This is a genomic window from Salinivibrio siamensis (genome assembly GCF_001996005.1).
GTDB classification, from domain to species: Bacteria; Pseudomonadota; Gammaproteobacteria; order Enterobacterales; family Vibrionaceae; genus Salinivibrio; species Salinivibrio siamensis.
The window spans coordinates 51,439-65,106 of record NZ_MUFB01000007.1 but is presented as its reverse complement, the minus strand read 5'-3'; the positions used below and the strand labels follow the sequence as shown (position 1 = coordinate 65,106).

The following is a 13,668-nucleotide window of genomic DNA, read 5'->3' as shown; positions in this document are numbered from 1 at the left end:
ATTACAGCTGCTGATTGACGTAGCTGAGCATCTGGTCGACCGACGAGATCACTTTGGAGTTCATTTCGTAGACGCGCTGAGCCTCAATCATATTCACCAGCTCTTCGGTGACATTCACGTTAGAGGTTTCCAGCATCGATTGCTTCACTTCACCGAACCCATCGAGTCCAGGCACCCCCTCTTGAGGATCACCACTCGCACCAGTGGGCAGGTAAATATTCTGGCCGATAGGCTCCAACCCACCTGGGTTAATAAAATCAACCGTGGTTATTTGCCCGAGTACTTGGTTCTCTTGTTGACCACGTAATCGCACAGACACTTCACCATCCGTTCCGACCGTAATTTGTACCGCGTCTTCAGGAACAGTAATTTCTGGCTCTAGCGTATAGCCCGCACCTGATGTCACTATCGTGCCTTCGTCATTCAGGGTAAATTGGCCGTTACGCTGATAGCCGATGTTGCCATCAGGCAGTAATACTTGGAAAAAGCCATCCCCTTCAATCATCATATCAAGGGCATTGTCTGTGGTTTGCACATTACCATTGGTGTGCACGCGCTGAGTGGCCACCACTTTTGAACCAGCACCGAGCATCAATCCACTTGGCAACTCAGTGTTCTGTGAGGATTGCCCACCTGGTTGGTTGATGTTCTGGTAGAAGAGATCTTCAAACACCGCGCGTGATTTTTTAAACCCGACCGTGGATGCGTTGGCTAGGTTATTCGAAATCGTCGAGATATTGGTCTGCTGCGCATCAAGTCCGGTTTTACTGACCCATAATGCTGGATGCATAATTACTTCCTCTTAATAAACCTTAGCCAAGCCGTAATAACGATGAAGACGACTCGTCCATTTTTTCCGCGGTTTTCATTAACTTCACTTGCATTTCAAAATGACGTTGCAAGTCGATTAACCCAGTCATCTCACCCACAGCGTTGACATTACTGCCTTCTAACGCGCCCGTTTGCAACGTCACACCCGCATCGGCCGGAAACACAGTGCCGGGCTCTTTGGGTTTGAACACGCCGTCTTTGTCTTTAAAGAGATCTTGATTATCTGGGCGAACCAGTTTGATTCTATCCACCACTTCCATCGCATCAGCTGGCGCACCTTGGGGGAGTACAGAGACACCGCCGTCTTTGCCCACTTCAATTTTGGCTGCAGGGAGGGGAATAAATATCGGGCCCCCACTCTCTCCGACAATGAGGTTACCATTACTGTTTTGGAGTAAGCCGGTTTGATCCACTTTGAGATGGCCCGCACGGGTATAGCCTTCTTGCCCTTGGCTGTCTAGCACTGACATCCAGCCTTCACCTTGCACCGCCACATCGAGGTTTCGGCCAGTGGTGATCGTCGAACCTTGTTCAAAGCTGTATCCAGGTCGCTCAGTCATGTTAAACACACGGCTGGGTAGTCCTTCACCATAGGCCTGCATGGAGCGAGATTGCTCTAAATCTGCTCGAAAGCCTGTGGTGCTGACATTGGCCAGGTTATTGGCGCGCAGTTGCATGGCCTGCATATCTTGCTTTGCGCCACTCATGGCTAGGTATAACGAGCGATCCATAATTGGTTGCCTCCACAATCGTTCTACAGAGAAGAAAGCAAAGAGCGTGCCAGTAATTTAAATCGTTCAATATCAGTACGTTAACAGGGATGTGGTGTGGTTAAAAAGAAAGAAAAAAGGGGGAGAATGGAAAAGCCTTGCCGCCCTATGACTAAGCGGCAAGGCGTATCATCGCTAGCGGATCTGTAGGATATTTTGTTGCATCTGGTTGCTCACTTCCAAGGCACGCGAGTTTGCTTGGAAATTTCGCTGCGCGGTGATCAAATCAACCAACTCTTGGGTCATATCGATATTGGACTGTTCGATCGTGCCACTTTTTACCTGCCCGAAGGCGCCTTGCATGGCTTCACCAAAAATGGGATCACCCGAGTCTTGCGTCACATCCCATTGCGTATTGCCCACTTGTGCCAAGCCTTGCTGGTTGGCAACACGCACCATCGCCACTCGTCCTAGCGCGACATTTTCACCGTTACTGTATGTCGCCATGATAGTGCCTTTAGGATCAATGTCGACTTTGGTGAGATACCCCGTGGTTGCGCCATCATCGGTGAATTTTCGCATCTCAAACGGTGCCGCATACTGGGTCGGATTATCGAAGTTGAGCGTAAGCTGCTGATCACCATTCGCGCCGTTCATTTCCAATCCCGCCCCCGCAGGCCCTAGGGCATCGGTCACGATCGGGTTACCACCATTGATATTGTTCACTGAGCCATCAGAGTTAAAGTCGATGGTGTGGCCAACCTGTCCAGCGGCATTGGTTGAATTACCCCCTTGGATATTCACCGGCTTCTCGCCTTCAGGATCTGTCATGGTGTAGTACACTGACCAGCTGTTCGGGTTCGCCGGATCGTTGCCTTTTACATAGTACGTCGACAACTTATATGGCTGACCGAGGGAGTCATAGACTGTGGCAGAGGTTTGCTTATTGTAAGTTTCTGGATCTTCAAAATTGAACTGCGCGGGATCTTTCTCTTCCCCGCCGGCAGGCAAGTTCAAGCCAATATCAACATTTTGTGACGCACGAGGCTGGCCAAACTGATCCGGGACGTTGAGCGACTGCGGCTCATACGACGAAACCTGCTGAGTATCAGGGTCGACATTATAACCGAGCAGATACTGGCCTTCAGAGTTGATAATGTCGTTATTTTTATCAAGGTGGAAGGCACCGTTGCGCGTTAAGTGGTAATCGTTGTTTTGCAGCTTGTCATTTGACACGCCGAAAAAACCATTACCGCTAATCCGCAAATCAAGCGGGTTGTTGGTGTAGATACTCGAGCCTTCGTGGAACTGTTGTGCCACGGTCGACGTTTGTACACCGGTCCCGTTCGTGGTCTTCGAATTAGAGAAGATGGAGGTTGAGTAGACATCACCAAACTCAGCACGTGACTCCTTAAAGCCATACGTATTGGCATTCGAGATGTTGTTACTGGTGGTGTTCATGTCTTTCTGGGCCGCACCAAGGCCACTTAACGCAATATTAAAACCCATTGCTTTTCACTCCTAATAAATCGGTTAGCCTTTCGTCACATTTCCGACGTCGGCATTACCGACCTCTAGCACTTCAGCAAGCTTAAACGGTGAGGAGAAGCCGGCAAGATTTAGCATCACGTTGCCATCGCCATTCCCCAGCAAGACACTGTTTACATTGGCATAGGTCGACACATCAAACTCTTGAGTTTGGCCATCAACCAAGCCGCTAACTTTGAGCTTATAGGTCCCTTCCGGCATAGGATTGCCGTTATCGTCGAGCCCATCCCATTCCACACGGTGATCGCCCGGCGGTTTGGCACCCATACTGAACGTTCGTAATAGCTGTCCTTGTTCGTTTTCAACTCGGACACTGACGTTATCGAGCGCACGCGGCAACTTCACCATACCAGCCACACCGCCAGTCTCTCCTTTAACACCTGTCGATCCAGGCACAAGGACATCACGTCCGACCAAGGATGACGCTTGCAATGCTTGGTTGGAAGTAATCGACTCGTTGAACGTATCAAACTGATTGTTCATTTTGCCGATGCCTTCTACCGTCGCAAAAGACGCCATCTGCGAGATCATCTTGTCATTATCGACAGGTTTGAACGGATCCTGTTGTGACAGCTGTTTGGTGAGCAGAGAAAGAAAGTCTTCTTGCTTGAGTGCCTGTTTGCCTGTTGTACTATCTTGGCTCTCTTGCAGTTTTTTCTCTTGCTGCGCCTTTAGCTGGTCAATGTAGGACAGTCCGTTACTCGAACCTGTACCGTCGATTCCGGCCATCTTCGCCTCCTACATTACTGCCCCATCTGAAGCGTACGCATCAGCATTTGTTTACTGGCATCGGCAACCTGCACGTTGGTCTGGTAGGCCCGCGATGCCGAAATCATGTTCGCCATTTCTTCCATGACATTCACGTTCGGTTTGAAGATATACCCTTCTTCATTCGACATCGGATGATCAGGGTTATATTCCGCCCGTAATGGCTTTTGGCTTTCCACAATACCGTCAATGTTGACCGGCACACTTTCCCCTTGCTGTTTGAAGCGGTTAAGCTCCGCAGAGAAAATCGGATGCCGAGCTCGATACGTTTCTTCCGCAGAACTGCTCACCGAGTTGGCATTGGCCAGGTTGCTTGATGTGGTGTTCAATCGTACTGACTCGGCACTCATCGCCGATCCCGACACGTTAAAAATATTAAACAAACTCATCGATTATTTCCCATTCAATGCCTTCTTCATGTTCTTGAACTTAGAGCCAAGAAAGTCCAGTGAGGCTTGGTATTCTAGTGCGTTCTGCATGAACAAATTCTTTTCTAATTGCGCATCAACCGTGTTGCCATCGCCAGTGTCTGGTTGCGTGGGGATACGGTATTTCTTTTCCCCCATCACCTGGCTAGAGGCAGCAATGTGCCGCTCATTGGTGCGGCTTAGGCCAATACTTGCCTCGGATGTTGCCGCTTTTAAGGCGCGTTGAAAGTCGATGTCTTGCGCCTTGTAACCTGGCGTGTTGGCATTCGCAATGTTGCTAGACAGGGTTTCTGCCCGCTTGCCTCTAACGCCAACTGTGTGCTGGTGCACACCAAGTGCATTGTCAAATGTGATCGCCATGGACAACCTCCGAGTTCTTACTGCATGTAATAAAGCAAACAGGGTGCCAAGTTTTCAACAAGGCCTTGTTTTTGTCTTCAGCTCAGGTGGGACGCGGGGTGAGAGACAGGAATGTCTATCGATAAAAAGTGAGAGAGCGGCAGAGAGATGTAAAAAGCGGCAAACCATGTGCCGCTTTGCCGCCTGCTATTTAAGCTTATAGATAATGCCGGGGTTACAGCGGATCATTTCAAACTTGTCGGTTAACCCCGTGAGTGACTCCGACGCGCCCAAGATCAAGTAACCGCCAGGATTCAATGCCCCCGCCATCTGATTCAACACTTTGGCTTTCATATCAGGTGAAAAGTAGATCAGTACATTACGACAAAAAATGATGTCGAACTTGCCTAACAGACTATAGCTTTCCATCAAGTTTTGCGGGCGGAACGTCACCATGCGCTTGATATTTTCTTTCACCCGCATTTTGCCATCTCCCACGTCCTCGAAAAAGGTACGTCGACGTTCCGGCGACAGTCCGCGTCCCAGTGCCAAGTTGTCGTATATCCCCTGGCGACACGCCTCCAGCATGGATGTCGATATATCAGTCGCGGTGATACTCACGCTTCCAAGCATGCCAGGTTTGCGTTGCTGGGTTTCCGCCACCGTCATGGCAATGGAGTAGGGCTCCTGCCCTGAGGAGCTTGCTGAAGACCAGATTTTTATCGGCTTACGAGATTTGGCTAGCTCGGGTAACAAACGATGTGCCAGCACTTCATACGGATAAGTATCGCGAAACCATAAGGTTTCATTGGTGGTCATCGCATCTATCGCAGCGACTGCCAGCTCGCGATTACGTCCAGTGGTGACTGACTTTATCAACTCTGACAGCGACCCCAAGCCAAATTTATTCACCAGCGGGCTCAAGCGGCTACGTACCAGATACTGCTTGCTATCTCCCAGTACGATCCCACACTTGGCTTCGAGATGTTTGCAAAAGTCTCGATATTCTTGGTCACTGATTGCTACATTTGTCATTAATTAACTCAATCGCTCTGGTTGGGTTACGACTTAACCGCCTCGAGTACGGCAGAGCCCAATTCATCAGGGTCGAACTTCGCAATAAACGAGTTAGCCCCGACACGCTGAACCATGGCCTCGTTAAATACCCCACTCAATGATGAATGCAATACTACATGAAGATCCTTGAGACTCGAATCTTTTCTAATCTCGGTTGTGAGGGTATACCCATCCATTTCAGGCATTTCGATATCGGATATCACCAAGGCAAGTTGACTGTAGATGCTTCCCTCGGCGGCCATTTCTTTCAGTTTTTCTAACGCTTCTTTGCCATCTTGTACCAAGATAACGTCATACCCGACGCTTTCAACCGCGCGCTTCACCTGACGGCGTGCGACGCTGGAGTCATCGGCCACTAACACCTGGCTAGGCGCACTTTCTTCCCGCTCTTGCCGTTTCGAGAGTACTTCCTCACTCACATCTTCATTCACGGGCGCGATTTCATTGAGAATTTTTTCAACGTCGAGCACTTCCACCAACTCGTTATCAATTTCGGTGACCGCGGTGAGGTAGTGCGATCGCCCTGTCCCTTGCGGGGGAGGAAGAATTTTTTCCCAGTTCATATTGACGATACGCTCGACCGAGCCGACTAAAAAGCCCTGCATGGAACGGTTAAACTCGGCAATAATCACAAAGCGGTTCTCTGGATCGGGAATAGCTGGCCCGCCAGTTGCTAGGCTCATGTCGATGACAGAGACGGTTTGACCGCGGATGTGGGCCACTCCTTTCACCAAAGGATGCAAATTTGCCATTGCGGTGAGCCGTGGGCACTGCAACACTTCTTTGACTTTAAAAACATTAATGCCAAAGCGCTGTTTTCTCATCAGGCGGAAAGTCAACAGCTCTAACCGGTTTTGTCCTACCAGCTGTGTACGCTGGTTGACCGAATCAAGAACACCACCTGTCATAAGATAAACTCCATATTGCCCCGTTTTTTTTGTAGAGTAGCATGGTAATCATAGTGGGTAATCACATGACTCTCGAGAAAAGAAGGGATTTTTTTTCTTAACGTCCGCTACTGATGGATTGAACTATGTCCAAGATATTACGTTTATTTATCGTCGTTTGGCTTACAAGCTTTAGCCTAAGTATAGCTGCTGCGACAGTAAGTCAAATTGAAGCGGTGCAAGAAGCCGCGGAGGCGCATGTCGCCGGTATTATTTCGCTGCCTGAAAATGGCGAACTCAACATCGCGGCGGGGAACCTTGATTCGCGCATGCGCCTAACCGATTGCCCCGTGCCACTCGACACCAAAGTGCCAGGCCGTCAACAGATTAATACCTCGGTCACCGTAATGGTGTCTTGTGATCGAGACAACTGGCAAGTGTATATTCCGGTTAAAATCGAGTTGATGACCCCCTCGGTTGTCGCAAAGCGACCACTCAATCGTGGCATGACTATTGCTTCGAATGATCTAGCCGTTCAAATGGTAAATAGTCGGTTTCAACGCGGGCATACCTATACGCAACCCGCGCGTTTAATTGGCTCTAAAGTCAAACGAACCGTGGGAATAGGTGAACCGATCAGCAGTAACGATGTCTGCGCCGTGTGTCGAAATGATGACGTTTTGATCACTGCGCAAGGAAACGGACTGAACATTGTTGCAAAAGGCACGGCATTAAGTGATGGCGCTCTAGGTGAGCAAATAAAAGTGAAGAACAATAAATCTAACCGGATTGTCGATGCTACAATCTCAGCGGTCGGCGAAGTAACGGTTAATTTCTAACTTTTTACGTCACAATGCTAAAGTAACAGCAAGGTGTGCCGATATGCTGAGCAACGGACTCAAAAAGCGACTGACAGTAAGGCGATGTTATGGCGAGTATTGACCAACTACGTGGTAATCAGCAACCCCTGACCACAACTCGTAATACGAGTAACCAGACCAAAACACAAGAAACGCAAAGCGGCTCAGTCCGTGAACAGCAAGGGGTAAAACCCCAAGACGACGCTGTTTCACTCAGCCAACAAAGCCAAGTGATCGATAAAATGAATCAGAAAATGGCATCTGAGCCCTACTTTGATAGCGCCAAGGTTGATCAAATCAAGCAAGCGATATCAAACGGCTCTTACAAAGTAGATCCTGATAAGCTCGCCGCAAACATGACGCGTTTCGAGAACGATCTCAACGACAGCTAAGCTGATTGGAGTGGTTATGACCCCTACTGCGCCTTTAACAACCTTGGTTGAACAGCAACTCGAGCGAGTCCAAGCGCTACAAAGCGTGCTCGAGCAAGAAGCCGGTGTCATTGCCAGCCGCTCCTCTGAAGATATCGAAGCAATAGCCAAGCAAAAACAGTCGCTTATCAACGAAATTCAACGTAATGATGCGCAAATTAGTCGTCACCCAGAACGCGATTTACTTAACCATGATGAAACGTTAAGTGAACACGTGAATGCCATTCAAGCCACCCTCTCAGCCTGCAAACAGCAAAATGAAACCAATGGCATCGCGCTTCAGCGCGCGAGTCTGAGTATTCATCGCCTGCGCAACCTGTTCCAAGAAAGCGGTGGTAAGTCAGAATTGACCTATAATCAAGACGGCAATGCGTCGGGGAGAAAAACCCTAGGCACTAACGTTAAAGCATAACGTCTTTCCTACGAACAACGACCACGCTCCAAGCCACCACACCGGCCACCTATTTGTCTCGCTTTTCTTGCCTATCTTATCGGCGCACAATCGTCTGCCTGTTTTTTGTCGACTCTGGCTTGCTCCCTAAGATGGCCTAACGCGCTATCGCGCCACGATGGTGCCTGACTCAAGCACAAAAAAAGCGAGCATAGTGCTCGCTCTCCGTCTAAAGGCATACGTCGTTTTTACACCCTGCCTGCTTAAGTGCCAAGATGTTGGCGTCATCCTTCTCATTTGATCAAAGCAAGACGCCCTAGTGGCTAGAAAATAATATTATTGTTATTCGGTACAGGCTGCGATTCGCCATAGCGTTTCATTTTCTGCATGGTATCGAGATCGAGTTCGAGTTCAGTGACGTAACTGTCACCCACTTTATAACTGGCCACCACTTCTGCGCCGCGAATAATACCATCCACCGCGCCCTGGGTCGTGTCGCGGCCTAAACTTTGATCATCAACGCGTGCACGGCTGCTAACCCGCAAGCCATATACTTGTTCACTCAATTCTTTGTACGCATCCACTTTAGAGGCGCGCATGGCCCGGGTTTCTTTTTCTTCTTGGGTTGCGCCTTGTTGTGCACTAATTGATGCCATTCCCACCGCCGAGATGATGTTTTCTTCTTTCATCTTAGTTAATGGCTGACAGGCTGACAGCATCAGCAAGATTGCGATGACAAATCCGTGTTTCGTAAACATTTATCTACCTTACTCTTTCCTGTACTAAGGTTTTAGCACCACTGTCTCTCGCTTCACGCGGTTTTGATCGTCTCGAATAATCACGCCATCGCGTTTGCGAACCTTGTATAAACTATCAATATCACGCCCAATACGATCGGCCGGCAAGAAGCCTTGCGCCGAAGCAACCACCACGCGAGATTCCATACCGATTACCCGGGCATTAACTAATACCCCGCCGCCTTGACGCAACATAGTCCCCGTCAATACATAATCGATTTGTTGTTCAGGGTTAAGTTCTTTCCAGTCTCGGCTAATGGTAAAATCACCATCTTCCGTCACCCGAATCGCGCCCGTCGATTTAAAGTCAATCACYGTAAAGCCGCGGCGCTGCATTTGATAAATCAGTCCCTCGGTTACGGTATTACCTAACCAGTTGGTCTCATCCATTTTTTGCAAATCAACAAACGAGGTGACCGCCAAGGGCGTTCGCGCTGTCAAATACGCATTGGTGGCTAACAGCTCATCGGCCATACTGTTTAGAAAGTAATCAAGCGTGTGACGTGGCCGCTGCTTAAGGAAAAACTCACTGCCCGAATACGGCTCTTTGCCGTTATAAATTGGCGTGTAAGCACAGCCTGTTACCAATAGCGCTACTATCGCCACTATCCACTTTTTCATCGTATCATGCTCCGCGCTCAGTCATCGATGTGAGACAAGTGTGTCATTAAGGGTATCGGTTGATTTGATGAAACCTTTACCTTTGATTGCTGGCTCTATTTAGGTACACAACTTGCATCAGCGTCTTTGCGTCATCTTTTTGGTAGGGCTTAACCCTACGCTCTAATAGATTGAAAGCAATTTCCATACCCACTAAGTGAGATCTTGACTATGAAAACCCTTTTGGCGCGGTTAACGCTCATTGTCAGCCTGAGTGTCGCTCCTTGGACACACGCGGCGTGGTATGAAGTATCGGCCAGTTCCCCCATACTCGAAAGCCAGCAAGCCGCCCGTGTTCGGGCACTTGAAGCCGCGACCTTTGATGCCATGCGCTTTGCCGGTGCCGATGTAGGCAGCTTGCAGCAACTCAAGCGTTTTTACTCGCAAGCTAAAACTGGTTATCAGTTTAGCGGCAATGCGGTACGCGAGGTACAAGTGTTAGAAGAAGGCACTCAAGGCGGCAATTATGTTGTCAATCTGCGCTTAGATATCTATCCATCGGCAAACGCTTGCCACAAAACCCAGTATAAAAAAGGCATGGTGTTAACACGTTTTCCGATTGTTTCACCCCAACAAGCCGCGTTAGGGGGCATTTATCAATTTGGCGATGACTTTTCGGTACTCCTCAACCGTGAGATAAAACAACACGCACAGAGCTTTGTCGGGCGTGGTATCGCCAATGTTGATGTCTCTCCTAATGCGCCCCGCACGGTGGCCATGTTAGCTGAAGACAAAGACGCTCAGTTTGTGATCACCGGCGCAATCACTGATCTGTCTGCCACGACGGACGCCAGTGGCTTTGGTGAGGCACAAAATAACCGCCAATTGGCGGTCAATGTCCAGGCAATGGACAGTGAGAGTGGTGAAGTCATATTTCAACGCCGCTATCGCGATGTTGCCCAATGGCCGTTTGAACGCCATAGCCAAGTCGATACCCAGACCGCGCGCTTTTGGCAATCTCCTTATGGGCAAATGGCACGCCGAATGAGTCGAAATATATTGTTAGACTTGGAGTCATCACTGTCTTGTCGCGCCAGTAAGCCAGAAATCGTCGCCCTCAAAGACAATATTGCACAAATAAATGTCGGGCGTATCAATGGGGTTAAACAAGGCGATCAACTGAACCTGTGGCACATTGCCTCGTTCACCGATGATTTAGGTATCGTACGTACTCAACGCCGAAAAAGCGGCATCACACTGACCGTTGCACGCGTTTATGAAAGCAGCGCGGAAGCCGTGGTTCAGCCCAATAATCTCAGCGGCAGCATACAAATCGGCGACATAGTGACCAAAGGGGTAAATTAAATGAAAACAGGCGCTTAAATCGCGCCTGTTTTTACGTATAATGTCGACACGCTCTCATAGCTCAACAGGATAGAGCAGTCGCCTCCTAAGCGATCGATCGGGGTTCGAGTCCCTGTGGGAGCGCCATTCCTTTCTGTATGGCTAAAACCAAGTCAAGGCCTGTGTATAGGTTGCCAGTAGCCAGAGGCTGGCCATCGCCATCACACCAGCGACAATATCATCCAGCATGATCCCTAAGCCACCGTGAACATGTTTATCCAGCCAGCTTATCGGCCATGGCTTAACCATATCGAAGAGGCGGAATAACACAAAGCCTGCTAAAACGGTTTGCCAGTCGGTGGTAGGCACCAACGCCATTGTCAGCCAAAAACCAACAAACTCATCCCAAACAATCGCTCCATGATCATGCACTTGCATGTCTTTCGATGCCCGACCACAGATAGCAATGCCCGCTAGGCTACCGACAATAATCGCCAACCACAGTGCAAGCGTCCCCCCAACGTTCACCAGCACCAGGTAGAATGGCACCGCAAACAAGGTACCGACGGTCCCCGGCACTATCGGTGATAAGCCACTGCCAAAGCCAAGTGCCAATAGATGATATGGATTGGTCAAGGATAAACGATGCTTAGGATCTGTCACGACGTGGCTCCTTAAAATGATCCCATCCAGACAGCACCCAATCGAGAGGCTGACTGTCTGCCACAAGTTCAAGGCGGTGGTTGCCGGTTATTTGCCCGATGCATTGCACATTGACTCCGCTGTGCTTAAGCGTTGTATCTAGCATCCCCCGATACATTTCCGGTACCGTAAAACAAAGCTCGTACTCCTCGCCACTGGTGAGGGCGAGTTTTTGTGCCTGCTCAGTATCGCCGACCTCCGCTAACAAAGACTCAGAAAGCGGCAGTTGCGTCACATCAACTTTTGCACCGACACCACTAGCGGTGAGGATGTGGGTTAAGTCTGCGTGTAAACCATCAGAAATATCAATCGCCGCTGACGCGATACCTCGCAATGCCTGTCCAGCGGTCACTCGTGGCTGAGCCCGATAATGACGATTGATCAATGTGGTTGCGCGAGCCTTATCAACCACTGGCTTGCCGAGAATATAATCGAGCCCCGCTTGGCTCTCACCCAGTGTGCCGGTCACAAAAAGCCAGTCTCCCGGCTTGGCGCCCGCACGAGTCAGCGCCTGCCCTTTAGGAACATGACCATGTAAGGTAATGGTGATGCTTTTGGGCCCACGTGTGGTATCGCCGCCAATGAGTTGGACTTGAAAATGCTCGGCAAGGGCCGTAAAGCCTTGGCAAAACCCTGCCACCCAAGCATCATCGGGCTCTGGTAATGTGAGCGCCAGAGAACACCACGCTGGCATTGCGCCCATTGCAGCCAGATCGCTTAAGTTAGAGGCTAACGCTTTATGCGCCACATCAGAGGCACTCGCAGTCGGAAGAAAATGGGTGCCCTCCACCAGCGTATCTGTGGTCACCACTAGCTGACAGCCTTCAGGGACCTCGACCAACGCACAGTCATCACCAATACCTAAAGCGACATCACGACGCTTGACCGGCTGACGAGCGAAGTAGTCGCGAATCAAATCAAATTCGTTGCGTGTCATAACTCGTATGTGTTGGATAAGAATAATAAAAAGGCCAGCAGTGCTGGCCTAGTCAGGAAGGGATTAGCGCAGCCGAGGGTACGCTTTATCCAAGACGCCATTAACAAACTTATGGCTGTCTTCTGCGCCAAAGCGTTTGGCCAGTTCCACGGCCTCATTGATAACCACTTTGTAGGGGACATCGTCGCACTTCATCAGCTCATACATTGCAAGGCGTAGTAAGGCGTGCTCCATATCATCTAAATCCTGCAAAGGACGGGATAGGTACGGGCGCATCTTACTATCAAGCTCTTGATGGCTAAGCGCTACACCGCTAAACAGATTACGAAAATAAGCAACATCCGTTTCTGGTTCACGTAGAAGCGGCTCTGTTTTCTGATGCTCGTCTTCTTCTTCGTATTTATCTGCGGCAAGAAACGCGGCTTCAATATCAGCGACATTGCCTTGCGCTAGCTGCCATGAATAGATGGCTTGCAATGCAAACTGACGTGCATTACGTCGTGCGGCTGGTTTCACTTTAACCCCCATTTAGGATTCAATTTGGGACAGAACATTCACCATTTCAAGCGCGCTCAGTGCAGCCTCTGCCCCTTTGTTACCAGCCTTGGTACCTGCGCGTTCGATCGCTTGCTCAATGGTGTCTACCGTCAGCACACCAAATGCGACTGGGGTTTCAAACTCCAGTGCAACTTGTGCTAACCCTTTATTACATTCTCCGGCGACATAGTCAAAATGCGGTGTGCCACCACGGATCACCGATCCGAGTGCCACAATCGCGTCATAGCGACCGCTCTTGGCGAGCTTTTGGGTCACCACAGGCAACTCGTAGGCACCTGGGCAACGCACCACGGTGATATTATCGTCGTTGACTTGGCCTTGGCGCTTCAGTGCGTCAACCGCACCATCCAGCAAACTCTCGTTGATAAAGCTATTAAAGCGAGAGATAACAATAGCAACCTGCGCGTTGGGCGCGGCAAATGCCCCTTCGATTACGTTCATGAGCCTTCCTGTGACTTGC

The 13,668-nt window shown here is 49.7% G+C and carries 18 protein-coding genes and 1 tRNA gene; 5 read left to right on the top strand and 14 right to left on the bottom strand.

Going from position 1 to position 13,668, the window contains the following annotated elements; translation table 11 throughout:
* Position 1 precedes the first annotated feature (1 nt).
* From flgG to BZG73_RS05280, 8 genes are all read right to left on the bottom strand, one after another.
* On the bottom strand, positions 2–790 hold the full coding sequence (flgG, locus tag BZG73_RS05315; RefSeq protein ID WP_046074963.1) for a flagellar basal-body rod protein FlgG: 789 nt from the start codon (positions 788–790) through the stop codon (positions 2–4).
* A gap of 22 nt (positions 791–812) precedes the next feature.
* Positions 813–1,562 (bottom strand): flagellar basal-body rod protein FlgF, encoded by a 750-nt coding sequence (gene flgF, locus BZG73_RS05310; RefSeq protein WP_046074964.1) that lies wholly within the window; start codon positions 1,560–1,562, stop codon positions 813–815.
* A 174-nt stretch (positions 1,563–1,736) separates the two neighbouring features.
* Positions 1,737–3,050: a flagellar hook protein FlgE gene (flgE, locus tag BZG73_RS05305; protein WP_046074965.1), complete on the bottom strand. Its 1,314-nt coding sequence runs from the start codon at positions 3,048–3,050 to the stop codon at positions 1,737–1,739.
* Positions 3,051–3,074: 24 nt separating this feature from the next.
* Positions 3,075–3,818, bottom strand: a complete 744-nt coding sequence (gene flgD / locus BZG73_RS05300) for a flagellar hook assembly protein FlgD (protein ID WP_046074966.1) — start codon at positions 3,816–3,818, stop codon at positions 3,075–3,077.
* A 14-nt stretch (positions 3,819–3,832) separates the two neighbouring features.
* Positions 3,833–4,246, bottom strand: coding sequence for a flagellar basal body rod protein FlgC (gene flgC / locus BZG73_RS05295; protein WP_046074967.1), 414 nt, complete (start codon positions 4,244–4,246; stop codon positions 3,833–3,835).
* A 3-nt stretch (positions 4,247–4,249) separates the two neighbouring features.
* A complete protein-coding gene (gene flgB, locus BZG73_RS05290; RefSeq protein ID WP_046074968.1) occupies positions 4,250–4,645 on the bottom strand; it encodes a flagellar basal body rod protein FlgB in 396 nt (131 codons plus the stop codon).
* A gap of 186 nt (positions 4,646–4,831) precedes the next feature.
* Positions 4,832–5,659: a protein-glutamate O-methyltransferase gene (locus BZG73_RS05285; protein WP_046074969.1), complete on the bottom strand. Its 828-nt coding sequence runs from the start codon at positions 5,657–5,659 to the stop codon at positions 4,832–4,834.
* 26 nt (positions 5,660–5,685) lie between these two features.
* Positions 5,686–6,609: a chemotaxis protein CheV gene (locus BZG73_RS05280; RefSeq protein ID WP_046074970.1), complete on the bottom strand. Its 924-nt coding sequence runs from the start codon at positions 6,607–6,609 to the stop codon at positions 5,686–5,688.
* A gap of 125 nt (positions 6,610–6,734) precedes the next feature.
* On the opposite strand from BZG73_RS05280, the gene flgA reads away from it, so the two are divergent.
* From flgA to BZG73_RS05265, 3 genes are all read left to right on the top strand, one after another.
* Positions 6,735–7,427: a flagellar basal body P-ring formation chaperone FlgA gene (gene flgA / locus BZG73_RS05275; RefSeq protein WP_077577997.1), complete on the top strand. Its 693-nt coding sequence runs from the start codon at positions 6,735–6,737 to the stop codon at positions 7,425–7,427.
* Between the two features lie 89 nt (positions 7,428–7,516).
* A complete protein-coding gene (flgM, locus tag BZG73_RS05270) occupies positions 7,517–7,840 on the top strand; it encodes a flagellar biosynthesis anti-sigma factor FlgM (RefSeq protein ID WP_077667770.1) in 324 nt (107 codons plus the stop codon).
* Positions 7,841–7,856: 16 nt separating this feature from the next.
* A complete protein-coding gene (locus tag BZG73_RS05265) occupies positions 7,857–8,291 on the top strand; it encodes a flagella synthesis protein FlgN (RefSeq protein WP_046074973.1) in 435 nt (144 codons plus the stop codon).
* 302 nt (positions 8,292–8,593) lie between these two features.
* On the opposite strand, the gene BZG73_RS05260 is transcribed toward BZG73_RS05265, so the two are convergent.
* Both BZG73_RS05260 and BZG73_RS05255 read right to left on the bottom strand, forming a co-directional pair.
* Complete coding sequence (locus BZG73_RS05260) at positions 8,594–9,028, bottom strand: LPP20 family lipoprotein (protein ID WP_046074974.1); 435 nt, start codon at positions 9,026–9,028, stop codon at positions 8,594–8,596.
* 24 nt (positions 9,029–9,052) lie between these two features.
* Positions 9,053–9,688 carry a FlgO family outer membrane protein gene (locus tag BZG73_RS05255; RefSeq protein ID WP_046074975.1) on the bottom strand — a complete coding sequence of 212 codons (636 nt, stop codon included), beginning with the start codon at positions 9,686–9,688 and terminating at the stop codon, positions 9,053–9,055.
* A 210-nt stretch (positions 9,689–9,898) separates the two neighbouring features.
* On the opposite strand from BZG73_RS05255, the gene BZG73_RS05250 reads away from it, so the two are divergent.
* Positions 9,899–11,032: a flagella assembly protein FlgT gene (locus tag BZG73_RS05250; protein WP_077667769.1), complete on the top strand. Its 1,134-nt coding sequence runs from the start codon at positions 9,899–9,901 to the stop codon at positions 11,030–11,032.
* 50 nt (positions 11,033–11,082) lie between these two features.
* Positions 11,083–11,158 (top strand) — tRNA-Arg (locus BZG73_RS05245).
* Between the two features lie 15 nt (positions 11,159–11,173).
* Here the strand turns inward: BZG73_RS05245 and pgpA are convergent.
* The 4 genes from pgpA to ribH form a co-directional block, all read right to left on the bottom strand.
* The gene (gene pgpA / locus BZG73_RS05240) at positions 11,174–11,674 is read right to left on the bottom strand and encodes a phosphatidylglycerophosphatase A (RefSeq protein ID WP_046074977.1); all 501 of its coding nucleotides are present in this window, start codon (positions 11,672–11,674) and stop codon (positions 11,174–11,176) included.
* A complete protein-coding gene (gene thiL, locus BZG73_RS05235) occupies positions 11,661–12,650 on the bottom strand; it encodes a thiamine-phosphate kinase (protein ID WP_046074978.1) in 990 nt (329 codons plus the stop codon). The genes pgpA and thiL overlap by 14 nt, the downstream gene beginning before the upstream one ends.
* Positions 12,651–12,713: 63 nt before the next feature.
* A complete protein-coding gene (gene nusB / locus BZG73_RS05230; protein WP_046074979.1) occupies positions 12,714–13,178 on the bottom strand; it encodes a transcription antitermination factor NusB in 465 nt (154 codons plus the stop codon).
* A complete protein-coding gene (ribH, locus tag BZG73_RS05225; RefSeq protein ID WP_046074980.1) occupies positions 13,179–13,649 on the bottom strand; it encodes a 6,7-dimethyl-8-ribityllumazine synthase in 471 nt (156 codons plus the stop codon). It abuts the gene before it with no gap.
* Positions 13,650–13,668 lie beyond the last annotated feature (19 nt).